This is a genomic window from Parabacteroides sp. AD58 (genome assembly GCF_023744375.2).
GTDB lineage: Bacteria > Bacteroidota > Bacteroidia > Bacteroidales > Tannerellaceae > Parabacteroides > Parabacteroides absconsus.
Genome location: NZ_CP146284.1, coordinates 1,188,672 through 1,215,629, shown reverse-complemented (window position 1 = coordinate 1,215,629; position 26,958 = coordinate 1,188,672). Strand labels below are relative to the sequence as shown.

Genomic DNA, 26,958 nt, shown 5'->3' with positions numbered 1-26,958 from the left:
TCCGCTATTCGATAAAAACGGCGGTCCGGTTTTTTTATGGTGAACAGTTCTGTTCTGGAGAGCTGTCCTATTTCAAATGATCGATGAACAGCAGCAAGCGGTTGGTGATGTTAACATCGCTCACGCCGCTGTCGAAGTCTAATGACAGCATGTTCATCTCGGGATAGAATGATTTGATCCGCTTCTCAATACCTTTCGATACAATGTGATTGGCAATACATCCAAACGGTTGCAGGCTGATGACGTTGTAAATGCCCTGGCGTGCATACGACATGATTTCGGCCGGGAGCAGCCAGCCTTCTCCGAACTGGGCATTGAGCGAGATGACTTTTTGCGCTTCGTCTGCTTCTTCAAAGATATCTTTGAATGGCAGGAAGTAGCGGAATTCCTTACCCACCTGATTGAATTTCTCGATCTGTTTGCCGACAATCTTATAAGCAGATTTATAGACAAAGTCGGGCAGGAATTGCTGTTGGATACACGATTCTACTCTGACTTTCCGGTTGACGAAGTTCTGCATGAAGAAATCGGTCAGTACCGAGGGCACGACTTCTATGCCCTGTTCAGTGAGCCATTCAATGACGTTTTTCTGGGCAAACGGATTGAATTTGAGGAAAATTTCTCCTACGACACCTACTTTCGGGCATTCCCGTTCCTGGCAGATTTCGTTGAACTGTCTGGCCGCAGCCGATAAACAGGCGCGCAGGTCTTTTGTCCGGTACGCCCGGATCAGTTTTTCCCCTTCCTGCAGGTAGAAATCGCGCAAGCGGGCTGCCTGTCCGGGTTCTTTTTCTCGTACGGCAGCGGCATAATAGAATTTTGAAATACAGTCGCTATAAAGTACCGAACGCAAGGCTACGGGCAGTATCTTCAGCCAGTTGACTTTGAATCCGGGCTGGCGGCCGTCCAACGAGCCACCGAAGGTGAGTGAAATCACCGGTGTTGAAGGATAGCCGGCCTCTTCAAGGGCTTTCTTGATGAGCGAAATATAATTGCTGGCACGGCATTGTCCGCCGGTCTGCGTCATGGCTACCACGGTTTCATCCGGATTGTATTTGCCACTCTTGAAGGCCTTGATCACGTCGCCCACGATCAGCGTAGCCGGATAGCAGACTTCATTGTTGGCGTATTTCAGTCCCCATTCACATGACTCCGTATTGCTGAGGGCCAGATTCTCGGCGTCATAACCTGCCAGGCTCATGATGGCCGGTATCAGCGGCGAGATGAATGGCGTGAAGAACGGAATCAGGATTTTCTTGTGCCGCAGATCGGAGCGGCTGGTCAGCAGACCTGTCGCTTCTTTCTTCTCTTTGGGAGCACTGTTGTGTTCGTGGAACAGTTTCATGCTTTCAATCAGTGAGCGGACACGCAGTTTCATGGAGCCGATGTTGTTGATATCATCGAGTTTGAGCAGCGTAAATGTCTTGCCGTTGCGGATGAGGACATCGCGCACTTCATCTACCAGAAAGGCATCAGGACCGCAGCCGAACGACGTCATTTCGATGAACTGCACATCCTGTCCCTGTTCGATGCTCCATTGGGCTGCTTTCAGAATCCGGTTCGGATACGACCATTGTGCCAGGAAATGGACATCGTCTTCAAGCGGTTGAGTCTGTTCGCGCACCACATCGTCGGTGATGACATCGATTCCCATTTCAGCCAGGATCTCCGAGATTTTGTGCTGGATGAGCATATCCGTATGATAAGGGCGACCGGCCAGCAAGACAGCCCAGCGCCCTTTCTTGCGTGTCTGTTCCAGCAATTGCCGGTTATGTTCGGCCAGGGTGTGACCGAATGATTCCTGTTCGCGGGTAGCTTTCTCGAAAGCTGCCTTGATTGTATTTTCATCCACACCCAATTTGGTGAGGTATTTGCTGCATTGTTTATAAAGTAATTTCCGGTTCTTGAATGAGATAGCCGGCGAGTCGATTGGGATTCCTTCAGCCTGTACGCTTTTCACCACTTCCGAGTAACCGGTTACAACCGGGCAGTTATAGCTGTTTTGTTCATCTCCTTTGCGTTCGAAGATGACGAAAGGCAGGAAGATCCGATCTACTTTCTGTTCAATCAGGTTCTGTACATGGGCATGTACCAGTTTGGCAGGGAAGCAGATATTATCCGACATGACCATACGGGCATTCCGTTCGTAGGCCGCATAATCAGATTCGGCGGAAAGCTGAACCTGAATACCGCAGGCGGTGAATAAGGTATGCCAGAACGGGAAATTCTCATACATATTCAGACTCCGCGGAATACCGAGTGTCAGCAGCGGATGTTCCACTTGCGTCTGTGCCCGGCCGAAGAGGAGTTCGTTCTTAAACCGGTAGGCATTTTCGCCGGGCTGTTCTTTGGCACCATTGGTAAACACCTTTTCGCATCGGTTACCCGAGTAATAACTCTGTCCGTTGGCAAACCGGTAGCGGAACACCTGGCACTGGTTGTTACAACCTTTGCAGTGCAGTTCGTGTGTCGTATATTCGGCCTGCGACAAGATATTGTCTAAAGAGATATCGGTATGATGATATTTCTGGGCATACAGCGCACACCCAAAAGCTCCCATCAGTTCAGGCAGGTCACATCGGGTCACTTCGGCGCCCGTCAGTTGTTCGAGAGCACGTACCACCGCATCATTCCGCATGGTTCCACCCTGTACAACAATGTGACGGCCCAGTTCGGATACATCCTTCAGCTTCAATACCTTATACAGGCAGTTCTTCACGACCGAATAAGCCAGTCCGGCTGCAATATCATCTACTGTTGCTCCTTCACGCAGCACTTGTTTCACCTTCGAATTCATAAAGACGGTACAGCGCGAGCCCAAGTTGCAGGGCTGAGTAGAACGGCAGGCCGCCTGTGCAAAATCGCGGGCCGTATAGCCCAATGTGTTGGCAAAGGTCTCAATAAAAGAACCGCAGCCCGACGAGCAGGCTTCATTGATTTCAATCCGGTTGATGATGCCTTCCTCTACGAAGATGGCTTTCATATCTTGTCCGCCGATATCGAGAATAAAAGAAACATCTTTGTCGAGATAATGAGCCGCCATGTAGTGAGCCATGGTCTCTACGATGCCTCCATCCAGCTGGAATGCTGCCTTGATCAGGTCTTCGCCATAACCGGTTGAGCAGCTGCCCTGGATGTTCAGGATGGTTTGAGACTGACGGCACTGTTCCTTGAGCTGGTTCAGACCTTCCGCTACGGTTTCAATTGCATGTCCTCCGTTGGGTTTATAGAAAGTGAAAAGGATGCGGTTATCCGGATCGATGGCTACAATCTTGGTTGTAGTTGAACCCGAGTCGATACCAATAAAAACATCCTGTTTCCCCGGTTTGAAAACTGACTTCTGGAGCTGATGGCTCGAAATCCGTTTTTCCCAGTTCTCATAATCAGCAGCACTGCTGAAAATAGGTTGCAATCCATACGAATGATACGTCGTATTTGTTTCTGTTGTCAGTCGGGTAATTAAGTCAGACAACCGGCAGGTCGGGTCTTTCTCTGTTCTTGACAGAGCAGCTCCGGTAGCCGGCAGGAGTGTGCCGTTGGCAGGCAATATCAGATCATTCTCCTGTAAATGAAGATACTCCACAAAAGCCTTGCGAAGAGCCGGGATGAATGTCAGCGGTCCGCCACAGAAGAGAACTGGCGGCTTGATGTCCCAGCCGTGCGCCAGTGTGACCACGGTCTGCACAGCAACGGCATGGAAAATAGAAGCGGCAATGTCTTCCCGGCTTACATTCTTGGCAATCAGATTCTGGATATCTGTTTTACAGAATACGCCGCAGCGAGAAGCGATCGGATAAATCCGTTGGGCTTTCAGAGCCATCCGGTTCAGTTCATCCACATCTGTTCCTAAAATAACGGCCATCTGGTCGATGAAAGCACCTGTACCGCCGGCACAGTTTCCGTTCATACGCAAGTCGGCCGCTTCTCCTTTTTCAAAGAATACGATTTTGGCGTCTTCTCCACCGATATCAATCATAGAAGCCACCTGTGGATAGTCCTTCTGAATAGCGCGGGTTGCTGCCACGACTTCCTGAATAAACGGAAGTGAATACCGTTCCGACATTCCCATTCCTACAGAACCGGTGATACAGACGCTGACGTCGGCATCACCTTTTTCTTCCAAAAGCTCTTTCAGCAGGCTGGCTACTACTTCGCCAGCCTTCGCATGGTGCCTTTTATATCTTGAAAACAAACTGTTACCTTGTTCATCCAATACGACCACCTTGACGGTTGTCGATCCTACATCAATTCCTATCTTGAACATGTTTTTACGTCTTTACACTCTTGCACGATGCAAAAGTAGAGAACATGTTTGATCTGAAGATTACGGATAAAAAACAATTAACATAATTTATTCCTTAGTAGAAAGCTGTTTGTTGACGAATCGCGGACGTGGCAACGGACGGGTCATGGCCGACGAGGCACGCGTGGTATACTTCGCTTGAGCCTGTATGGGCAGATCGAATGCTACAAAATCCTCGTATGTCGGTTCCTGCTGCATGGCCCGCTTCATGACCATATCATACATTGCTTTCCGGGAAGGCGCGTTGAACCCATTGACATTGCTGTTCATCATACTTTCGTAAGTCGGACGATATACACCGGAAATGTACGTACAGGCACCTTCGTAAATGCCAATTCCTTCAGAGGCATAACGGCTGTCGTGCAGGAAATCACTCCACAGCACTTCATTTTCATCCGTCGTAAAATCGACATTCAGTGCCCAGTTCAAGGCTTGCAGCTCTTGCACTTTTTTGATTTCTGAGGCCGGAATACTGCCGTTTTCCTCATAGCTGTATTCATCTTCCAGTTTCGTAAATCCGTGCCCCACTGCTTCGTGTACCAGTACTTGACGGAAGCTTTCACTTTCCAGATTATCGATGACCGGGCAATAGGCGACAGCAAATTCAATAGCATTTGAATTATTGCTGTAACCAAAGTAGGTGGTACCTGCGTAATCGGATGAATTAAGGATGACAACAGCCAGTGTCTCTTCCAGATCAACCCCATCAATGCTTCCGGCATATTCCATAACAGCCTCGTCGTCGCCAGAGATTCCGGTGCTTGTACCACCTTCTAATTCACAGCTGAAGGCTGTTTCGAATCCGTTGCCGAAATTATTATTCTTGGATACAGCCGTAATGGCATAGACATTGAAGTAATCACGTAATGACTTGAGCGGTTCTTCGGTGAATAGATTCTCCATGGCTTTGTCCATGACTTGGTCGTACGTGCCGTCAGCAATTTCTGTATCGATAAATCCGTCTCCCATAATGACGATGGGCAGCCCTTTTCCCAAAGTTGCCTGTTGCAAGATGCGTACTTGCTTGTCTGCCGAATAATCAGTAGATGTACCCGAAGACGTACCTTTCTGTACAATGGTGACGGTGTTCAATAATGTCTGTTTTCCATCGGCTTCTTTATAGAAGAGCACATAGGCTGTTCGGGAACTTTTTTCTGTGTTGGGCAAAGCGCGCAGACTGATGATATATGAATTGGTGGAACGAGTTCTTGTATCTTGTACCAGCCAGTCGGCTGCAGTTCCATAAATACTCAGTTCGTCATCCTCTACATTGGTCAAAAACTGAATATTTACTATATCACCGGCTGCCGGAATTTGATACGTTTCTTGTTCGAGTGCCACAAAATCGCTGGCCGATTGCTTGACAGTGATTTCATGTGTCAGTGTTAAAGAAGTCAGCAGCACGGTAGCACTTCGTGTTGTGCCTGTCGCATTTTCGCTTGTTGCTGTCAGCGTGATCCGCTGGGAACCGGCTTCACCTGAAGAGGGAGAGATGCTCAGCCAGTTGCTGGTAGTTGTTGCTTCCCATTCCCGGCTACTTGAAAAGCTGAAAGTGGTTTCGGAGTTGGCATCTCCTTCCAAAGTAATCTCTTCCTGTTCGTTGGTAAAAGAAAAATTAGGTTCGATTTCTTCCTGGCAACTCAAGGTAAAAAGAAGGAGGAAGAAAAACACGATAGTCTGTTTCATACTTACTCTATTAAATCATTCATTCAAAATAAGGTAAGATTTTTGAAGTTTACAAGAAAAATCGACTAATTAGGAAAAAATATCTATGAAACTGATTGTCCGGATTCTCTCTTTTGGTATTGTGGTGAGTATAAAAAATAACAAAGTAGGGTTTCCACTCGGGGCAGAAACTCTACTTTGAAACTTTACTTATATGTCCTTATTTTTTCTTCCAGAGCGCATTCATTTCTTCCAATGTCTTGCCTTTGGTTTCCGGAACACAACGCCAGACAAACAGGGCAGCGATGACGCAGACAATGCCGTAGAGGCTGTATGCAAACATCGGACTAAAATCATACAATGCCGGGAAGGTCGACGATACCAGATAATTGAAGACCCATTGGAAGGCAACGGCAATTGCTACAGCCTGGCCACGAATCGTATTGGGGAAAATCTCGGCTATCAGCACCCAGCAGATCGGCCCCCACGACATCATGAAGAAGGCCGCATAGACGATGATCGACAAGACTGGAATGATTCCTTTGATTCCCCAGTTATCGCAGATGGCAACCAGGAAGGCTCCGACGGCCATGCCGATGGAACCGATGATCAGCAGCGGCTTGCGTCCGAAGCGGTCGACGGTAACAATCGCTACGACGGTAAAGATGATGTTGACAATTCCCATGATGACTGTCTGCATCATGCCTCCACCTTCAGCTCCGGCGCTTTCAAAGATACGCGGGGCATAGTATAGAACGGCATTGATACCAATTGCCTGCTGGAACACAGAAAGCATGATACCGATGAAGATAACGGCAAATCCGTAGGTAAACAGCTTCTCAGTCTTTTCTGTGGCTGTAGCCTTGATCTCGGTCAGGATTTCTCTTGCTTTATTGACTCCGTTGATCCGTTCAAGAATAGACAGTGCTGTCTGGTGTTGTCCGGTCATAACCAGGTAGCGCGGTGTCTTCGGAACCGTAAAGAGCAATAAGCCGAAGACGGCTGCCGGAATGGCTTCCGAACCGAACATATAGCGCCAGCCCTGCTGAACGGTCCACATATCCGATTCCGGGCTTAATGAATAAAGTCCTGTGGCCGCATCTTTCAGAACAATCGGGTTGGTGTGATCTCCTAAAATCAGGTAATTCACAAAGTAGACAACCAGCATACCGAAGATAATGGCAAACTGGTTGCAGGAGACGAGTGTTCCTCGTATTTCAGAAGGGGCAATCTCTGCAATATACATCGGGCAGATGGCCGATGCCAGACCGACACCAATACCGCCGATGATACGATAGAAATTGAAGGCTAACAGCAAATTCATGTTGGCTTTCCCATATTCCAGAAACGGGAATTCCGGATAATAGGAACCTAAAGCCGAAAGGAAAAACAGGACGGCTGCCACACGCAACGAGTTCCGTCGTCCTAACCAGGTGGCAAAGTAACCGGAAATGGCTCCACCGATTACGCATCCGATCAGGGCGCTCGATGAAGTAATGCCGTGCATTACTTTGTCGTAGTGGAAATCGGTTGCGGTCAGGAAGAAACCTTCCAGTCCTTTTTCGGCTCCGGATATAACGGCTGTATCATATCCAAACAACAGGCCGCCGATGACGGCGACCAGTGTAATGGAGTACAGATACAGTTTGTTTCCTTCTGTAGTTGAATGCGCAGTCATCAGCAATACATATTGACGATTGCTTCATACAATTCCTGCTTACCGCTGATCTGCTTCGGTTCGCCTTGAGTCTTGGCATAATCTACCAGTTCTTCCAAGGTCATCTTGCCTTCTTCAAATTCTTTGCCTTTGCCGCTGTCGAATGAAGCATACCGGTCGGCCAGCATCTGTTTGTAAGGTGATTCTTCCAACAGACGGGCTGCATTTTCCAAAGCGCGTGCCATGGCATCCATGCCGGCAATATGAGCGATGAAGATATCTTCCAGATCTGTTGAGTTACGGCGAGTCTTGGCATCGAAGTTGGTACCGCCGTTACCCAGTCCGCCGTTGCGGATGATCTGCATCATGGCCTGGATCAATTCGAAGTTGTCGATCGGGAACTGGTCGGTATCCCAGCCATTCTGATAATCACCACGGTTGGCATCAATAGAACCTAACATGCCATTATCAACGGCAACTGCCAGTTCGTGTTCGAAAGTATGACCCGCCAAAGTAGCATGGTTCACTTCGATATTTACCTTGAAGTCTTTATCCAGATTGTGTGCTTTCAGAAAGCCGATAACGGTTTCTGTATCGACGTCGTACTGATGCTTCGTCGGTTCCATGGGCTTTGGTTCAACCAGGAATGTGCCGGTGAAACCTTTGGCACGGGCATAGTCGCGGGCCATGGTCAGCATCTGAGCCAGATGTTCCTTTTCGCGTTTCTGATCCGTATTCAGGAGGGAAGAATATCCTTCACGGCCGCCCCAGAATACATAGTTCGTTCCACCTAATTCAATGGTAGCATCCATGGCATTCTTGATCTGAACAGCTGCACGGGCAACGACATTGAAGTCAGGATTCGTAGCTGCTCCGTTCATATAGCGGGCATGACCGAATACATTGGCTGTGCCCCACAACAGTTTGATACCTGTTTCAGCCTGTTTCTGTTTGGCATATGCGACGATTTCCTTCAGATTAGCTTCATATTCTTCGATGGTATCGGCTTCGTCACATAAATCTACGTCGTGGAAGCAATAATATTCGATACCTATTTTCTGCATGAATTCGAATCCGGCATCCATCTTTTCTTTGGCAGCCTGCAATTTGTCGGGATTACCTTTCCAAGGGAATTTCTTGGTGCCGCCACCAAACTGGTCGCTTCCTTCTGCACAGAGTGTATGCCACCAGGCCATCGAGAATTTCAACCAGTCTTTCATCTTCTTGCCCATGATGACTTTATCAGCATCATAGTAGCGGAATGCCATTGGGTTCTTACTGTCTTTACCTTCAAATTTGATTTTTCCTATGCCAGGAAAATATTCTTTTGTTTCCATGATATAAAATGTTTTTATGATTGTGTTTAAATAATTGATTCCTGTTTATTTGACGCGGGCATCCAGTTCTTGCTTCCAGTGTGCATAAGCCTCCTGATAAGCGTCTGCCTTTGATGCGTCGGGCTCGATAACTGCGATGCGTTCAAGGTTTGAAAAAGCCTCTTCGGTGCTGTGGTAGATACCGGCACCCAAACCGCTTCCACGGGCTGCTCCGGCAGCACCGTCGGTATCAAAAAGCTCGATGGTGGCGCCTGTAACTCCGGCTAATGTATCCCGGAAGACGGGACTCAGGAACATATTCGCGTGGCCCGCATGAATTTTCTTAACAGGTATGCCCATGCTCTCCATGATGTCAATGCCGTATTTGAATGAAAAGACGATGCCTTCCTGGGCTGCGCGTATCAAGTGGCGCCGGTCATGCCGGTTGAAGTTGACATTCAGTAACGAACATCCGGTGTCTTTATTCTCGAGCATCCGTTCAGAACCATTGCCGAAAGGCAGGATACATACTCCTTCGCTGCCTACCGGTATTTGATCAGCCAGCGCATTCATGGCTGTATAGGAAAGACCGTCGGCTCCAACCATTTTTCGAATCCAGGAATTCAGAATACCCGTTCCGTTGATGCAGAGAAGCACACCCAAGCGCGGGTTTTCGGCGGTATGGTTGACGTGGGCAAATGTATTTACCCTTGATTTCGGATCGTAATTGATCTGTCCGTTAACTCCGTAGACGACTCCCGATGTTCCTGCGGTCGAAGCAATTTCTCCCGGATTGAATACATTCAATGACAAGGCGTTGTTCGGCTGATCGCCAGCCCTATACGTAATCGGAGTGCCGGCTTTCAGTCCGAGTTCAGCCGCCGCGGTCCTAGAGACTTCGCCCTGCAGACCGAAGGTCGGCTTTACATCGGCTATCAAAGATGGGTCTATGCCATAGTAATTCAGCAATTCAGCAGCCAGGGCATTGTTCTGGAAATCCCAGAACATGCCTTCTGACAAGCCAGAGATGGTTGTACAGATATCACCGCTTAACCGCATGGCGATGTAGTCGCCCGGAAGCATGATTTTGTATATGTGAGTAAATAAGTTAGGTTCGTTTTGTTTTACCCAGGCCAGTTTGGATGCCGTGAAATTCCCCGGCGAATTGAGCAGGTGAGACAGACAATAGGTCTCACCTAAATCCTGGAAGGCTTTCTGACCGATGGCAACGGCCCGTGAATCGCACCAGATAATTGACGGCCGCAATACTTGCTGGTTTTTATCTACACATACCAGTCCGTGCATCTGGTAGGAGATGCCAATGGAGCGGATGTCGGCCGGCGTAATTTTTGATTCATTCAGCACAGCAGCAGTTGCCAGTTTGAGGTATTCCCACCAGCTTTCGGGGTTTTGTTCTGCCCAGCCGGAACGGACGGCGATAATTTCTGCTTCTGTTTTGGGATAAAACGCTGAAGCAACGCATTTCCCTGTTTCGGCATTTATTAAACTCGCTTTCACCGACGAGCTGCCAATATCATATCCTAATAAATACATAGCATTATATTTAAGTTTATACGGATTTTTCAGAGGTTTGTCAGCCTATACAAAAATCATCATTCATGCTAACAAAGATAAAAGATATGCTGGCAAATTGTACTTTGTACAAATATGTTATTGAGCACACTCGCTGTAATTTGTTGTTATATATATAATTAATATTGGCTGTCAAGGTATTTGTCGGGCTTGATCAGTATCCTAAGTGCATGATTCAAAACAGATTTCTGTGCTGTCTGACTGAAAAAGAAAGCTCGTTCCGGTGCCAATTGATGATTTGGTGAGGAAAAATTAATCATTTTCTTATTCATAATTAATTGATTCATATTAGTGAATTAATTAAATCATATAGGTGAATTGATTGCATTACAATTGTGATTTAATTAATTCACGAATGTGATGTAATTAATAATTATATTGTTTTTTATTTGTTTTAGTAACCTATGGCAAAAAATTAAACCAGTCCGAAAAGAAAATGATACAGATTCTTTTAAGACTGGTCAAATAAAGTGCTATGGCGGGATATTCCATTTAAAACTTTCAAAAACAGATTGTACTAATTTCTCCCGGCGATATTCCAAACTGCCGCTTGAATGCGCTGAAGAAATGTGATCGGTTCTTGAATCCTACCGCTGCATATACATCGGAAGGCCTGATGTTTCCTTTTGATAACAGTTCGTATGCCTTGTCGAGCCTCTTTTTTATAAGCCATTTTTCAGGCGAAAGATCGCTTACCTTGGCGAAGTCACGCTTAAATGTAGAGAGGCTGCGCCCCGTATAGGTGGCAAATTCGTCGAGTGTCATATCCTCTGTGTAGTTTGCTTCCATAAAGGGCAGCAAGTCTATCTTCCACGACTCGTTGAAGTCGAACAATGTAGGGTAGAACCGTTCGTCTGTATCAAGCAGGCAATAAAGAGCCTCTTGCATCTTCAAGTGAATGATTTCGTCTTTCGGTTTGACATGGGCATCGGTATATGGAAAGAGTGAAAGAAATAAGCTTTGCAATGCTGGTGTTTGAGGCAGCAGAAAGGCTGATTCGCGGATACGTCTCACATCATTAGGCAGCGCTTTCTTGTTCAATGTACCAAAGAAGTTACGCAAGAAATTACGCTCAAAACGGATGCTGATGGCTTTGTAAGGAGCATCTTCCACGGCATGCTTCAGTAGTTTTACTTGATGGTCACGTTTGAGGAAGACGTAATTCCCTTCTCCAACTTTCAGTGTATGTCCGTTTTCGTCTACTTCCATTTCTCCTGAATAGACGTAAATAAGAACATGGACGGGCATCCGGTATTCCGACAGTATCTCGTGCGGCACGAAACAGCTGTACACAATGTCCCAATAGCTATATACTTGTGATTCTTTTAGCATGACGGTACAAAATTAAGTCTTTACCACCAGTTAAACAAATTGGCTTCTCTGCCAGGCAATGCTCAAAAACACCCATGTGGAAAACTGCTACAGCTTGGGTACACCTGAACTGCCATAAAGCTTGGTGCGTAATGCTCCCAATTCAGCAATCTGTTTATCCGTACGGTTTCCATACACTTTCAGTTTGTTCAGTTCGGCGGTGAGTATGCCATATTCTTCATCAGTAAGCAAAACATCGGCTGCCCCTAAATTTTCCGCAATACGGGCATCACTCCGCATACCGGGAATGGGCACGATATGTTCCTGTTTCATTACCCATGCCAAGGAAATTTGTGCCGGTGTACATTGTTTTTCTTTGGCATAACGCATCACAAGATCAACAATAGGCTGGTTGGCCGTGACATTTTCAGGCTTGTAACGCGAAATGACCCGACGGATGTCATCGCCTTCGTAGTGTTGTTGCGCTGTATATTTGCCACTTAGCAGCCCTCCGGCCATCGGAGAGTAAGCGACAAAACCTATCCCTAACTCCCGGCATAGTGGAATCACATCGTTTTCCCACTGCCGTGCCATCATGGAATATTCACTTTGTACGGCTGTGATCGGCGTTATGGCATTGGCTTTACGCACCTGTCCGACAGTAGCTTCCGATACGCCCCAAGCTAGGATTTTACCCTCACGGATAAGTTCTCCAAACCACCCTGCCATTTCTTCCACATCTGCTTCCTTGGGCACACGGTGTGCGTAGTAAAGCTCCACATGATCAGTCTGCAATCGTTTCAGACTGTTCTCAATGGCAAAACGTAGTCCGTTCCTGCTGAGTTTTCCTCCTTCGATATGTTCTTGTCCCATAAGGGCTGACGGTGAATACTTCGTGCTTAGTATGATCTCGTTGCGGATAGGTTTCAAGGCTTTTCCCACGAGTTCCTCGTTTCGGTAAGTGGCATATATTTCTGCCGTGTCGTAAAAGTTGCAGCCCCGGTCGTGTGCCTCACGCATCAGCCGAATTGATTCTTTTTCTTCGGGTATTTTACCGTAAGCTGTGCTGAATCCCATGCAGCCCATGCCGATGGCTGATACCTCCAAATTTCTAAGTCGCCTCGTTTTCATGATAGCCTCCTTTCTTATTTGTTTGTTTCTACGTAAACAATTTCACATTCACTTCGTTCGTTGTACATCTTCCAATAGCTCTCAGCGATGCGTGAGGGTGCAAAGAAACCGTCTCCACCGATAGCTCCGCAAACTGTAACGGTACCGACAAAAATACCTTGTGATTGCAATTCTTTATGCAAGGCATACGCCATCGCCCGAAGTGTAGCTTTGTCGAGCGATAAAGTCAGGTAAGCCGCACTTGGATAAAGGGCAAGTCCGCCGCCGGTTAGGATGATGGTGCCATTCTTCCGTCCGAATTCCTCATTGGCTGCTTGGCGGATACAATGGTAAGCACTTGCTACATCTACTTGATAATGGTGCATCAGTTCCTGATTCTCTATTTTTCCCGGTTCGTCGGGTGTCGTGATTCCTACATTATAAATCAAGACATCCGGCGCATCGAATGTCCTTTGCACCCATTGGAGAGCTTCCGTGAGCGTTTCCGGTTTGGCCGCATCCACAGCATAGGTATAGGTTTCAATCCCTTCGGTTGTAAACTGCTGTTTGTAGTCTTGTAATGACTGTTCGTTGCGTGCCATCAGTACTGCACGAAAACCTTCTTTTCCAAATCGCTTGGCTATGTGGTTGCCCAGACCTTGTCCGGCGCCTACCACCACGATTGTCTTTTTATCCATAATCTGGTTGATATTTATATGCGTTATAAGTTTATCCCTAACTTTTCTGCTTCATTACTATTGGTAGCCATGCCATAATAGTGCAGACCGAACAGACGACAAAAGACACTCATCGTATAGTTCCCTGCCTCAAGCATGGCTGATGACGGCCCGGCACCTTGGAAGATGAAATAAAGGTCTTTCTCTTTTAACTGATGTTTCAGGGGAGTTGCATAAATGCGGTCAAGCAACGTGCGGAACTGCCCGGTCATGGAGTGCCAATAAACAGGACTACCCATGACAAGTACATCTGCTTCCAGTATCCGTTGCATAACTTCGCTGAATTGGTCATCATCGAAAGATTGTCCCAAGGGATAAATCTTGTAATCAACGAGATTCAATGTTTCATATTTTTTGCCTGCGAGCATTTGCTTTGCCATAGCCGTGGTATTACCATTACGATTAGGGCTTCCATTGATGAATAATATTCGTTTCATATCTTTCTGTTCTTTTGAGTTTTACGGTTGCAAATGTATGGCAGAAATAAAATAGAGGAGTTGTTATCCGGCTCAAATGGATGTTGCCTTATAGCTCATTTTAGGGTATGTAACAGTAACAGATAGTAATTATCCTAACTTTCTAATTATTAAGTCTTGTTGTATTAATCTCCAGCAAATCGGCGGTTATTCCAGATTTTTTCTGTAAGTTTGTCCCTATAATGTATAAAATCAAATATCATGGCAAAAACAAAGGAAGAATTGCTGGCCATCTTGAGTCAGTTCGACTTGCAGGAAAAAGTCGTTTCTGCAGAGCCTTTTGGTAATGGACATATCAATGATACGTTAAAAGTTACAACCGAAAAAGGAGAAATCAAATATGTATTGCAGCGGATCAATCATTTGGTATTTACCAATGTGGATATGTTGCAGCACAATATTCATGTCGTAACAACGCATATTCGTGAGAAGCTGGTGGCGAAAGGAGAAACCGATATCGACCGGAAAGTGCTTACTTTTTTGCCGACTAAGGATGGCAAGAATTATTATTTCGACGGCGACAGCTATTGGCGTGTGTGCCTGTTTATCCCGAGAAGCAAGAGCTACGAAGAGGTTACTCCGGAATTATCCTACGAAGCAGGTAAGGCTTTCGGTGATTTTCAGCTGATGCTGTCAGACCTGCCGGAAGGAACGTTGGGTGAAACGATTCCGAATTTCCACAATATGGAATTCCGCCTGCAACAGTTCCATGAAGCGGTTGAAGCAAATACCGCCGGACGTCTGGATGAGGTGAAAGATTTGGTAGACGAGATTGAGAAACGGGCTGAGGCCATGTGTATCCAGGAACGTCTGTATCGGGAAGGGAAACTGAAGAAACGTACCAACCATTGTGATACGAAAGTGAACAATATGTTGTTTGATGCGGATACCGACAAGGTGTTGTGCGTGATCGATCTGGATACCGTAATGCCTGGGTTTGTGCTGTCTGATATCGGCGACTTTATCCGTACGGCGGCAAATACAGGAGCTGAAGATGATGAAAATCTGGATCATGTAAATGTAAATCTGCCTATTTTCGAGGCTTATACCCGTGGATATATGGAAAAGGCCAAGGATTTTCTGACTCCGTTGGAGATCAAAATGTTGCCTTACGGTGGCCGGTTGCTGACTTATATGCAGACCGTCCGCTTCCTGACAGATTATCTGAACGGCGATACGTATTACAAGATTCACAGTCCGAAGCATAACCTGATTCGTACAAAAGCACAGTTTAAGCTGTTGCAGAGCCTGGAAGCACATGCGGCAGAAATGGATGGATTTATGAACCAGTGGCTATAAACTCTAAACAAAAACAACGATGAATACGAATCAGCCAAAACATAAAATATCACCGGTGGCTTGGGTGCCGACCGTATATTTTGCAATGGGAATGCCCTTTGTGGTATTGAATATGGTGACAGCCCTGATGTTTAAAGGGCTGGGTGTTTCGGATGCCAAGATTGCCTTCTGGACATCGGTGATTATGTTTCCATGGACGATCAAGCCTTTATGGAGCCCGTTCCTGGAAATGTTCAAAACAAAAAAATTCTTTGTCGTACTGACACAGTTCTGTTCAGGTATCTTTTTCGGATTGGTGGCATTGTCTTTGCAGTTGCCTAACTTCTTTGCGATATCCATTGCTTTACTGGCTGTGATTGCCTTCAGCGGGGCCACGCACGATGTGGCTACCGATGGTGTCTACATGGCCGTTTTGGATAAAGACGAACAAGCCAAGTACATCGGCTGGCAAGGGGCGTTTTACAATGTGGCCAAACTGGCAGCGACGGGTGGTCTGGTTTATCTGGCCGGTTATCTGATTGAACGTGTCGGAGTCGTAGATGCCTGGATGCTGATCATGGGTTGCTGTGGCGCGATCATGGTCTTGTTAGGCTTGTATCACTGGAAGATGCTTCCGAGCGATAAGGCCGTATCTGAAAACCGTGTAACTTCAATATCGGATACATGGAAAGCTTTGAAAGAAGTGATTCTTACGTTCTTCCAGAAGAAGTATATCGCCTTATATATTATCTTCATCATTCTGTATCGCTTTGCCGAAGGATTGGTGATGAAGATCGTTCCTCTGTTCCTCAAAGCTCCTTTGGCAGATGGCGGATTGGGCTTGACCGAACAACAGATCGGATTGTATTACGGTTCGTTCGGGGCAGCAGCCTTCGTGCTGGGCTCTTTCCTGGCAGGTTATTATATTTCCCATAACGGCTTGAAGAAGACCTTGTTCGTTTTGTGCTGTGTCTTTAACTTTCCTTTCGTGGTATATCCGCTGCTGGCCTTCTATCAGCCGGATTCTCCGCTTCTGATCGGTGGTGCCATCACGTTTGAATACTTCGGATACGGATTCGGTTTCGTCGGACTGACGTTGTTTATGATGCAGCAGGTAGCTCCCGGAAAACATCAGATGGCGCATTATGCCTTTGCTTCGGGAATTATGAACTTAGGCGTAATGATTCCGGGAATGATCAGTGGTTTCTTGAGTGACTGGTTAGGATATGCGCAGTACTTCATTGTCGTGCTGTTTGCGGCTATACCGGTTTTGGTGCTGGTTCGTTTCCTCCCGTTTACCTATCCTGATGAAAAGAAGTAAATAATCAAAAGGGAATTATCTGGTTCCCGGATATAATTCAGGCACGAATTTCACCCGTTTTTGCGCGTGAAGTTCGTGCCTTTTCTGTTAAAACCTTATTCGGCTTTCAGGGTCAGTTTCGCACTCTTTACGCCGGGTGCAGAAGCTTCGAATGTAATTGTTCCGGCTTCTTCCGCCGACTGTACGATGGCGGTGAGCTGTCCGCTGAATAACTTCATCTGTGGCTCCTGGAACGATTCCAGACTGACGCTGTTTCCGTTGGCTACAGCCCGGAAGGTTCCGGCGCCTTTCACCTTGAATTTGATTTGTCGGGTTTCGTTTGGACAGAAGTTTCCGTCTTTGTCCACAATCTTGACATTGATGAACGACAGGTCTTTTCCATCAGCCTGAAGCTGGTTGCGGTCGGCTGTCAGGACGATATGATGCGGTTTGCCGGCAGTATGGATTTCTGCTTCATCTACGGCCTTTCCATTTTCATCATAAGCAACCACCTTTACGGTGCCCGGTTCGTATTTCGTATCCATCCACATCAGGCGATAGCGTTTCTGCCGTTCGAAGCTCTTTTGAGCCGCTTCGGTATAACTGCTGTCTATTTCAACGCTGAGGTCTTTTGTCCGTTTGCCCTGGCTCTTTCCGTTGATGAACAGTTCAGCCGAAGGATAATTGGTATAGACAAAGACAGGTGTTATTTCGCCTTCGCGTCCTTCCCAGTTCCAGTGAGGCAGGATGTGCAACGTCTTTTCGTCTTTATTCCAATGAGAGCGGTACAGGTAATAGCGGTCTTTTGGAATACCGGCCAGGTCGATAATACCGAACAAAGAGCTGTGGCTGGGCCAGTTGGTATAATACGGAGTCGGTTCACCCAGGTAATCAAATCCGGTCCATACAAATTCGCCCATGCAATAGGGCAGGTCTTCGTGCTGGATAAAGTCATCTTCCGGCAGGTTTGACCAGCTGCAATGTTCTACGTCGTACGACGAACTCTGATGGTCATCATAAACGGCCATGGCTTTCCGTTCAACCGGGAATTTATAGACGCCTCTTGAGCTGACGGTCGAAGCCGTTTCACTTCCCAAAATGACTTGTTGCGGCAGTTTGGCGTAATTGGTCTGATAACGGAACGGACGGTAATTGAAGCCCGGGACATCCATGACGGCGGCAAAGTTGTTGTTAACGACAGCATCCGGAGCATCCATGCCTTGCGTAACCGGTCGGGTCGGGTCTTCCCGGTGACAGATATCTTGCAGGAAGCGGGCCGTTTTACAGCCACCTTCATCCCATTGAGTCGGGACTTCATTGCCGATACACCACATCACGACACTCGGGTTGTTCCGGTAATGATGGATCAGGTTTGTCAGGTCTTTTTCGGCCCATTCATCAAACACGGTGTGATAACCGTTGGCACACTTCGCCTTATCCCATTCGTCGAAGCTTTCGGCCATCAGCATGATTCCCATCTCGTCGCAGGCGCGGACCAGTTCGGGTGCCGGCATGTTGTGGGAAGTACGGATCGCATTACAACCCATGTCTTTCAGCATCCGGATTTGCCGGCGGATGGCTGCGTCGTTGACCGCAGCTCCTAACGGACCTAAGTCGTGATGATTACAAACGCCTTTGAATACGGTACGTTGTCCGTTCAGGAAGAAACCTTTGTTGGGGATGATTTCGATCGAGCGGATACCGAACCGTGTCGTATATTCATCCTTCAGCTGATCTTCTCCTTTATATATATTCGAAACGGCTGTGTATAAAGTAGGATGTTCGGGCGACCAGAGTTCCGGATCTTCGACGATGAACTCCTGCACCATCACGCCTTTGTTGTAAACGATATCGGTGAGAGGCTGCATCTTCTCTGGCAACCGGCTTCCGTCAGGTTTGCATAAGATGGTCTTGATACGGTATTGGCTCGGATCGGCCTGCTCCGGCAGATTGACTTTTGTCTCTACTCTGACGCGGGCAAACTTATCATTCACCTGCGGAGTCGTGATGTAAGTTCCCCAGATGGGAATATAAGCATCTTCCGTTACGACCACATGTACGTTCCGATATAAACCGGCGCCCGGATACCAACGGGAAGATTCCGGCATGTTTTCCAGACGGACCGCTAAGGTATTGCTTTGTCCGGCCTGGATGTAGGGCGTGATGTCGAACCAGAACGAATTATATCCGTAAGGCCAATAGCCTACTTTCTTTCCATTGATATATACTTGGGCATGACTCATTGCCCCGTCGAAGAGGATAAAAGCCTTTTTACCGGAAGTAAACTGAGGAATATCCAATGTGGTCCGGTACCAGCCGACGCCGACAAAAGGCAGACCGCCGGTTCGCCCGGCATGTTCCATGGCTTCCTTTTGCCCGTCTTGCGAGATTGCCACATGCTGTTTGTCATTCTGACTGCTGAAAGGACCGTAAATGGCCCAGTCGTGCGGAACGGTAACCGACTGCCACTGGCTGTCGTCAAATGCGGGTTGGACGGATTCCGGGTTATCTTCACGGGTAAATTTCCATCCTTTTTCCAGCAGGAACTCCGTTCTTACCTGGGCGGAAACGCTGGTCAGAAAACCGGCGATTCCCAACAGGGATAGCATACAAGTTCTTTTCATACGAGAGTTGAGTTAATTAGTTTATTTGTCTATCCTACAAATATAGCGTATATTTGCATACTCGCAACACAAATGTGGCATTTCGCCCGGTTGCATGCAATGCTTAAATCATTATTTATATGCTGTTACAATTATTTTTCGTGCTGGTGGCCATCGTGATTGGTGCCCGGATCGGTGGAATTGGATTAGGTGTGATGGGTGGAATCGGACTGGCTGTCCTGACGTTTGTCTTTGGATTGGCTCCAACGGCTCCTCCGATTGACGTGATGTTGATGATTGTTGCCGTCATTGCGGCAGCCAGTTGTATGCAGGCGGCCGGAGGTCTGGACCTGATGGTGAAATGGGCCGAGAAGTTGCTCCGGAAGAATCCGCAGCAGATTACGCTGTTGAGTCCGCTGGTGACCTACTTCTTCACCTTCGTGGCGGGAACCGGACATGTAGCTTATTCAGTTCTTCCGGTGATAGCCGAGGTGGCACGAGATACAAAAATACGTCCCGAACGGCCGATGGCGATAGCGGTGATCGCTTCGCAGCAGGCTATTACAGCCAGTCCGATCTCGGCGGCGACTGTCGCTTTGCTGAGTTTGCTGGCCGGCTATGATATTTCATTGATGGATATCTTGAAGATCTCGGTGCCTTGCACGTTGTTGGGTGTTTTGGCAGGCGCCTTGTATTCACTGCGGGTAGGAAAAGAGTTGAAAGACGATCCGGAATACCAGCGCCGGTTGGCCAATGGCGAATTGTCGTCGGGTCATTATAAGGCCAAGGAAGTGACCGATCCGAAGAAAGCGGGTTGGGCTGTGGCGTTGTTCCTGCTGGCTACTTTGGGTATTGTCTTATTTGGTTCGATGGAATCCTTGCGCCCCCGGTTTGAACTCGAATCGGGTGTTGTAGTCATGGAAATGTCGCATATTATAGAAATCCTGATGCTGACGGCTGCTGCACTGATTTTGTTGGTGACGCGGACGGATGGAATCAAGGCGGCACAAGGCTCGGTCTTTTCGGCCGGTATGCAGGCAGTCGTGGCGATCTTCGGTATTGCCTGGATGGGCGATACTTTCATTGCCGGTAATATGGCAGAACTGAAGAGCGGAATTGTCGATATCGTGACGCAGATGCCCTGGTTATTTGGCCTGGCCCTGTTTGTCATGTCCATCCTGTTGTTCAGTCAGGCGGCAACAATCCGGGCGATGCTGCCGTTGGGCATAGCCTTAGGTATTTCGCCGATGATGCTGATCGCCTTGTTTCCGGCTGTGAACGGTTATTTCTTTATCCCGAACTATCCGACCGTAGTGGCTGCCATCAACTTCGATCAGACCGGAACCACGCGGATCGGGAAGTACGTGTTGAATCACTCTTTTATGATGCCGGGATTAATTTCCACGCTGGTATCGGTTGTTTTAGGCTTATTGTTTATCCAGCTGTTTTAACGAAGTATGCCCTATCGAGTAAGCAGAAATACATTATTGCTTTGCGCCGGCCTTTTCTGGGTGGTGGCGGGAGCCAATGTATTGCGTATCGGAATCCGGTATTGGATGGCCAATCCGGATTATTTCCTGTTCAAGCTCTCTGAAATGCTGGTGATTTTCTTTGTCTTTTTAGGATTTATCTTTCATAATCTGTTTCGGAAGCATTCGGTACGGATCATCCACAAACCGGAAAAGAATCCTTTCTTTGCGTTCTTTGACTGGAAAAGCTGGCTGATTGTCGCCGTCATGATTTCATTGGGCATAAGCGTGCGGATGTTTGAATTGCTGCCCGGTTCGTTTATTGCTGTTTTCTATACCGGCTTATCGTTGGCACTGATTGTGACCGGCTTCCGTTTCCTGTTGTTCTGGTGGTTTTACCGGAACCGCCGGGGCGAAGGTTGAAAAGCCGGCGAATCAGGATAACTCGAATCCTGAAATGCCGGTCTGTCGTTTTGCTTTTTTACTCTCCGTCTTTTACGGTAATGTGGAAACAGCCCTGTCGGCGTTCGTGCTTGACGTAGCAGCGGTCTTCCCGTTTCAAGTCACGTAAGACCATGGCCAATACCATTTTCAGCTCGTCTTTATCGATATTCAGGGTGTCTTTTTCATCTACCTTCGTATAGCGGACCCACGAAATATCGAATGTCGTACCATACTGGTGGGTAGAATTGACCGACGAATTGGAGTTCCTTTTCTTTAGTTTCTTGACGTCTGTAATAGTGCGGGTAACGCTGGTTACTTTGACCTTGTAGAGAGACGCATTCAGGTTAGTCAGCGAGTCCTGGAAGTTTTTCCCGATGTCGTGCAACAGTTCGGCGGCTTGCGGAATCAGGTACGGAATCGAGTGGGTGAGTTCTTCTACCTCGTAATACTCATTGGTCTTGATCTCTTCCATTTCGTGTTTTACCTCTTCGGCTTCTTCGCGGGTTGTGGCAGGCTTGATTCCTATCTTCTTGGCCATTTCCAGTTGTACATCGTTCAAGTCGTTGAAGTCGCGGTTATAACTTCCGTTGTACCAGATACGTTTCAATGGGCCTCGTTCTTCCTTACAAGCCGGCAGGAGCAGGCAAATCATAATACCTGCCGAGAGCGCCCATAAACATGCTTTCAAGTTCTTCATTTTGTCATTCATTATTCAGTTATACCCTGCAAAAATAAGAAATAAGTTTTAAGTTTTTGAGTTTTTACTTTTTGAGCTTGCTGCCTGTCGTGCGAAAACTATCCTCTTTCGTATTTAGGAAATCGGGAAAAACGCTCTATCTTTGTGCCCATGAGAATCTTCCTGGCACTTTTAGTCATTGCTCTGGGCTGGATCATGCAAGGCTGTACGAATGAAGCAGACCGTAATGCTATCCGGCAGATGGAACAGGCAGCTCCTTTGATGCAGTCTGATCCCGAGGCGGCTCATGTCTTGTTGGCAGACAGTGTTGCCCATCCGGAGCTGTTAAGCCCGGAAGTCAATGCCCGCTGGTGCCTGATGTTATGCCAACTGGCCGATTCGATTGGCACGCCGTTGCCCCTTATGGATGATTTGGATCGGGCCCGGTATTATTGGGAAAGGAAAGGGAATTCTCATAAACAAGCTTTAGCCAACTACTATCTGGGCAGGAAACTAAAGGAGGAAAAATTGATAAAACCAGCTTTGAAGATTCTATTGGATGCAGTCAAATTCTGCTCTGAAGGAAACGACATAGAGCTATTAGGTTTTATCTATACCTATATTGCAGAGTTATACTATGAGCAATATGATTTCCAGTTGGCAAAAGATAAGTTCTTAGAAGCTGCATCTTATTTTGAGAAAGCGGGAAATAAAAGAAGTAAAGCTTTTGCCAAAGTAAATGCAGCCCACATGTATGCGGCAATGGATTCCATGCAGATTGCGTTTGCATATATGCACCAGGCGGATTCAGTCTTGTGTGCATTGGGAGATTCGAGCGATTTATCAACATTGTATAATAATTGGGGAAATATCTATGCGATGCAAGGCGAACTGGATATAGCCAAGGCATATTTACAGAAATCGATTGCTTACAGTCCGGAAGAATCGGCACATACATATTCCGCGCTAGGCAGACTTTCTTTAGAAACAGATAGTATCGAACAAGCCGAACAGTATTTTGAAAAAGCGAAGGGGCCAACAGAAAACCCTTATACGCATACCGAGTTATACTATCATTTGTCGGAATTAGAAGAAAAGAAAGGAAATATAAACCAGGCATTGGCATATATGAGGCAATATGCAGATTCTACCGAAGCAGATATCTTAGCAAGAAAAGAGATAAATTTGCAGGAAGTAGAAACCTTGTTCGACCGTAAACAAATGATGTATGAGAACAAACGATTGCAAGACAAGTATCATCAAGTTCGAAATGGGCTGGTCGTGATGGCTTTTCTTTTATTGATATCGATTTCGCTCTATCAATATAGATTGGATCGTAAAAACAAGAAGATGAACCAGCAGACTCACGAACTCTTGGAAAAGAAAATGCGGATGTCGAAATTAGAATCCGATTTACAGAATTTGGATGAACAATTAAAGATTACGCAGGAATCCAACCAAGAAAGGATCAAACAATTGCAACAAGAGCATGCACAAAAACAGCTAGAAGTGAACGAATTGAACCAACAATATGCGAAACAATCCCTGTTTGTCTTTCTTCACTCTGATTTATACAATAAGATAGGAAAATTAGCCGCCAAACCACCACGCCCCGATGGAAAAGGGTTGCTGACCGAAAAAATGTGGAATGAAATATTTGCTTATTTGGATATTTTGTATCCAAATCTGGAAGCTTTTCTATCAATCAAGGGAATTACCCCTGCCGAGAAACGATATTGTTATTTATCCTTCTTCCGTCTGGAAGCAAAGCAGGAAGCCCTGCTGTTGGGGGTACAAGTGGATACTCCTCACAAGAACCACACACGTATCCGACAAATGCTATCTGTGACGGGTTCTGACAAGAGATTATATGAGGTTTTATTAGAAAAAGAACTTAATCGTCTGTAAACCATTGTATTTCTTATATATTTTCAAAACTGCTTGTCCTGATTGATATTTGTAACTTATTGATTATCAATTAGGCTTGTCCTGCATAAAAAACAAGATTTCTTTGCGTTATATCCGAAAAGGCTATTCCTTTGCCCCCGAAATTTAAAAAGAATAAATGATATGACAAAGAAATTTTTGGTGGCGATAGCCTTGATGTTATGTCCTTGGTCTGCATTTTCCAAGGGTATTCATTGGATAGGAGAATGGGGAATCGGGCGTTCTGTAAGTTCCATCATACCGATTATCGGAAATGTAGAAGAAACAACCAAAGAACTTACGTTAGAGTTTGCAGAAGATTTGGGCGATGTAGTAGTAACTGTGACGGATGCGTCTGGAAAAATTGTTTATCAGGAAACAGTATCTACCGGCAATACGCCTACTTGGACGGTATTCTTAGATGAGTCTGTTCAGAATGGCACTGTTTCTATAACGGATGGAATAAATTTAGTGTATGGAGAGATTAGTTTTTAATAATGTAAAATGAAAGTAAAAATGAAATTATTCAAGGTTTTAACAATGGTTGCTTTTGCAGGATCAATAGTATCTTGCTCAAAAGAAATGTCAACAGAGGATATTCAACAAATCAATGGGAAAGTTGAAACAAAATCTATTTCAAATCCATTAAATGTTTTAGAAATATCAAAATTGGTGTCATATATAGAAAAGGATGATGCTATTTTAGAGGAAGTGAGAACAGGAGTTGAACGTTCTTTAAAATATGGTTTAGGAGAAACTTATCGTTTTAATGATATTTTAGAACCCCAAGAGAGCAAATTAGTTCGGACTTTAGATTTATCTAGTTCTTTTGCAGATGCGTTAAAAAATACTTATTCAAATTTAAGAGAAGAACAATCGATTGCTATGTCCAATGACGATTTTTTCACTATTTTGGGTAATAGCAATTTTATGATCAGATGGCCATATTTTGAGAATTGGAATGGTGTGGATAAACCTATTGTTGGTTTTGCTTCAGAAGACGGAACAGAATTATATAGTCCAAAATTAAATTTAAATGGAACGTTTTCTATTGATACAATACTTGTTTCTGATGAGTATTTAAAAGAAAATCCAGTTTGGCTTATTACTGAAAGTAGTTTATCTTACGATGAACTTCCTGATTTTGAAAATGGTGAATTTGTAAATAAAAATGGAACATTTTTTTATAGTGATTATGCTGTAGAAAAACGGAAATCAAAAAGGACTACTTTGGAAAGAAAAGGGTTATATATAGAAAATATATGTTTTAAAGAAACATACGAAAGTGCGATAAAAGGAAATGGCGAAATAGAATTTTTATGGCAATCTTTACCTAATGGCATTGGTAGATCTCAAAATATAATGCATTACACTATTACTTCTGGGAAATTAAATGATGAACTACAAGTAGATTGGAGTGTGTCTAATGCTTGGACTGATAATCAAGAGTTGGACAATGGCCTAGTTGTACTTGAAAAAGATGGAGGGAAAGATAAAACAGGAGTTCAACATTTACGTTATGGTAATTTGTTGAGTGGTAATGTTAGAACTATAGAGGTCTCCTTTTCTTATGAAAAAAGAGATGAAATCATAATGAATTATGGATGGGGTAAAGATTTACTCTGTACTGATTCAAATATAGCTGGCGATGGAAAACCTAAAAAATATTATGGCTTACATGATAATTTTTGGATTACATTTCGATTCTATGAATAATTAATAACTATCACGAGATAAGTGTTAATAAATTATTCTCTCCAAAAATATATCAAAAATGAAACAGATAAAATATGCAGTAGTCTTAATCCTTTTATCCATAATAGAAATAAATATGGTTTCTGCCCAAGAAAAAAGTATTGAATTTATACCGAGAATAGGTTTTTCAATAGGAAATTCTGATATATCAAATGAATTAGGATTAAATCTTGGAGGTCAATTATCTATTCCTATTGTTCAACGCTTTTCTATTGATCCTGGTGTGTCATTTATATGTATGAAATCCAGCGCTGAAAACATGAATACATTATTAATTCCAGTTTATGCTTCATACAAAATTCCTATTCAACAAGTAAATTTAGATTTGAAAGTTGGACCTTGTGCTCAATTTACTCATTCTATGGATGTGGGTGCATCTGCAGAAATAGGAGTAGTATACCAAAAATGGGTTATGGCTGTCAATGGATATTTAAATTTTATTGATGGCAAGAATCCATCTGTATTTAGTTTATCCTTTGGATATAAATTCTCTCTAAAATAATTTATTAACTTTCTAAATCCATTCTATTATGGCTGACGAAAACAAAAAACAAGAGTATGTTTGGCCCGTGGAGCTGCGGGAAAACAAGATTACGGAACGGACGGACGATTATACCGCTTCCGTCAAGACATTCAGTGATACCAAGTCGCTGGAGTACATCGCCAAAGAGATTGTACGCGAACGTACTGAATATCGAGAGGATACCATCCTCAGCATCATGAAGCTGGTGGAAGAGAAGATCCGCCACGTCCTCTATTCCGGCTATCCGGTCATGACCGAGAACGTGCGTTTCTCGCCCACCATCACCGGCTCGTTCGACTCGCACGGAGAGGTGCTGGACGACAAAGGCATGAAATGCGGGGTGAATGTAACCGTCAACCAGATTGTAAAAGATGGATTGGCCGGCGTGAAGCTTTACATTGACAGCGTGCAGGAACTGGGCGGCGCGAAGATCGACCGCGTGAAAGACCTCACCACCGGTAAGACCGACGGAACCGTCACACCGGGCGGCATGGTGGAAGTTACCGGCTCGAAGATCAAATGCCTCAACGAGGATGGTAGCGGTATCGGCCATTTCCGCTTGTATAATGAAAGTGAATCAGCCGAAGAAGTGAAAGTATTAGGAGTGAATGATCCGTCGAAAATCATCTTCATCTTCCCGACCGGTTTATTGGCAGGCAATTACCGGCTGGAGATTGAGACCTATTTCTCAAACACATCCACTATGTTGAAAAATCCACGCACACTGGTTTGTCCGGTGACATTGAAAGTCGAATAAAAACCACGCTACATAGCGTTGGGTGTCGACGTAGTATTGCGTCGATGCCCGACGCACCA

20 protein-coding genes are annotated in these 26,958 nt (G+C 45.6%); 9 read left to right on the top strand and 11 right to left on the bottom strand.

Going from position 1 to position 26,958, the window contains the following annotated elements; genetic code table 11:
• Positions 1-67: 67 nt before the first annotated feature.
• From NEE14_RS05190 to NEE14_RS05150, 9 genes are all read right to left on the bottom strand, one after another.
• Positions 68-4,264, bottom strand: coding sequence for an acyl-CoA dehydratase activase-related protein (locus tag NEE14_RS05190; RefSeq protein WP_251966842.1), 4,197 nt, complete (start codon positions 4,262-4,264; stop codon positions 68-70).
• An 87-nt stretch (positions 4,265-4,351) separates the two neighbouring features.
• The gene (locus NEE14_RS05185; RefSeq protein ID WP_251966841.1) at positions 4,352-5,989 is read right to left on the bottom strand and encodes a M64 family metallopeptidase; all 1,638 of its coding nucleotides are present in this window, start codon (positions 5,987-5,989) and stop codon (positions 4,352-4,354) included.
• A gap of 199 nt (positions 5,990-6,188) precedes the next feature.
• The gene (gene xylE, locus NEE14_RS05180; protein ID WP_251966840.1) at positions 6,189-7,646 is read right to left on the bottom strand and encodes a D-xylose transporter XylE; all 1,458 of its coding nucleotides are present in this window, start codon (positions 7,644-7,646) and stop codon (positions 6,189-6,191) included.
• Positions 7,646-8,962, bottom strand: a complete 1,317-nt coding sequence (gene xylA / locus NEE14_RS05175; protein ID WP_251966839.1) for a xylose isomerase — start codon at positions 8,960-8,962, stop codon at positions 7,646-7,648. The genes xylE and xylA overlap by 1 nt, the downstream gene beginning before the upstream one ends.
• Before the next feature lie 45 nt (positions 8,963-9,007).
• Complete coding sequence (locus NEE14_RS05170) at positions 9,008-10,495, bottom strand: xylulokinase (protein WP_251966838.1); 1,488 nt, start codon at positions 10,493-10,495, stop codon at positions 9,008-9,010.
• Between the two features lie 540 nt (positions 10,496-11,035).
• On the bottom strand, positions 11,036-11,866 hold the full coding sequence (locus NEE14_RS05165; protein ID WP_251966837.1) for a helix-turn-helix domain-containing protein: 831 nt from the start codon (positions 11,864-11,866) through the stop codon (positions 11,036-11,038).
• 87 nt (positions 11,867-11,953) lie between these two features.
• The gene (locus NEE14_RS05160) at positions 11,954-12,976 is read right to left on the bottom strand and encodes an aldo/keto reductase (protein WP_251966836.1); all 1,023 of its coding nucleotides are present in this window, start codon (positions 12,974-12,976) and stop codon (positions 11,954-11,956) included.
• Positions 12,977-12,990: 14 nt separating this feature from the next.
• Complete coding sequence (locus tag NEE14_RS05155; protein ID WP_251966835.1) at positions 12,991-13,653, bottom strand: SDR family NAD(P)-dependent oxidoreductase; 663 nt, start codon at positions 13,651-13,653, stop codon at positions 12,991-12,993.
• Positions 13,654-13,676: 23 nt separating this feature from the next.
• The gene (locus NEE14_RS05150) at positions 13,677-14,129 is read right to left on the bottom strand and encodes a flavodoxin family protein (protein ID WP_251966834.1); all 453 of its coding nucleotides are present in this window, start codon (positions 14,127-14,129) and stop codon (positions 13,677-13,679) included.
• 240 nt (positions 14,130-14,369) lie between these two features.
• On the opposite strand from NEE14_RS05150, the gene NEE14_RS05145 reads away from it, so the two are divergent.
• Both NEE14_RS05145 and NEE14_RS05140 read left to right on the top strand, forming a co-directional pair.
• Positions 14,370-15,467 (top strand): phosphotransferase enzyme family protein, encoded by a 1,098-nt coding sequence (locus NEE14_RS05145; protein ID WP_251966833.1) that lies wholly within the window; start codon positions 14,370-14,372, stop codon positions 15,465-15,467.
• 19 nt (positions 15,468-15,486) lie between these two features.
• Positions 15,487-16,767: an MFS transporter gene (locus NEE14_RS05140; RefSeq protein WP_251966832.1), complete on the top strand. Its 1,281-nt coding sequence runs from the start codon at positions 15,487-15,489 to the stop codon at positions 16,765-16,767.
• A gap of 95 nt (positions 16,768-16,862) precedes the next feature.
• Here the strand turns inward: NEE14_RS05140 and galB are convergent, their stop codons facing one another.
• Entirely contained in the window at positions 16,863-19,370 is a 2,508-nt protein-coding gene (gene galB, locus NEE14_RS05135; RefSeq protein WP_251966831.1) for a beta-galactosidase GalB, read from the bottom strand.
• Positions 19,371-19,489: 119 nt separating this feature from the next.
• On the opposite strand from galB, the gene NEE14_RS05130 reads away from it, so the two are divergent.
• Positions 19,490-20,800 carry an anaerobic C4-dicarboxylate transporter family protein gene (locus NEE14_RS05130; protein ID WP_251966830.1) on the top strand — a complete coding sequence of 437 codons (1,311 nt, stop codon included), beginning with the start codon at positions 19,490-19,492 and terminating at the stop codon, positions 20,798-20,800.
• 6 nt (positions 20,801-20,806) lie between these two features.
• Positions 20,807-21,241: a hypothetical protein gene (locus NEE14_RS05125; RefSeq protein WP_251966829.1), complete on the top strand. Its 435-nt coding sequence runs from the start codon at positions 20,807-20,809 to the stop codon at positions 21,239-21,241.
• Positions 21,242-21,299: 58 nt separating this feature from the next.
• On the opposite strand, the gene NEE14_RS05120 is transcribed toward NEE14_RS05125, so the two are convergent.
• Positions 21,300-21,914 carry a DUF5715 family protein gene (locus NEE14_RS05120; protein WP_251966919.1) on the bottom strand — a complete coding sequence of 205 codons (615 nt, stop codon included), beginning with the start codon at positions 21,912-21,914 and terminating at the stop codon, positions 21,300-21,302.
• Between the two features lie 189 nt (positions 21,915-22,103).
• On the opposite strand from NEE14_RS05120, the gene NEE14_RS05115 reads away from it, so the two are divergent.
• The 5 genes from NEE14_RS05115 (at position 22,104) to NEE14_RS05095 (ending at position 26,899) form a co-directional block, all read left to right on the top strand.
• Complete coding sequence (locus NEE14_RS05115) at positions 22,104-23,846, top strand: tetratricopeptide repeat protein (protein WP_251966828.1); 1,743 nt, start codon at positions 22,104-22,106, stop codon at positions 23,844-23,846.
• A gap of 162 nt (positions 23,847-24,008) precedes the next feature.
• Positions 24,009-24,359 carry a DUF3244 domain-containing protein gene (locus tag NEE14_RS05110; protein WP_251966827.1) on the top strand — a complete coding sequence of 117 codons (351 nt, stop codon included), beginning with the start codon at positions 24,009-24,011 and terminating at the stop codon, positions 24,357-24,359.
• 21 nt (positions 24,360-24,380) lie between these two features.
• Positions 24,381-25,580, top strand: a complete 1,200-nt coding sequence (locus NEE14_RS05105; protein ID WP_251966826.1) for a hypothetical protein — start codon at positions 24,381-24,383, stop codon at positions 25,578-25,580.
• Positions 25,581-25,638: 58 nt separating this feature from the next.
• Positions 25,639-26,121, top strand: coding sequence for a porin family protein (locus NEE14_RS05100; protein ID WP_251966825.1), 483 nt, complete (start codon positions 25,639-25,641; stop codon positions 26,119-26,121).
• A 28-nt stretch (positions 26,122-26,149) separates the two neighbouring features.
• A complete protein-coding gene (locus tag NEE14_RS05095) occupies positions 26,150-26,899 on the top strand; it encodes a DUF4469 domain-containing protein (RefSeq protein WP_251966824.1) in 750 nt (249 codons plus the stop codon).
• Positions 26,900-26,958 lie beyond the last annotated feature (59 nt).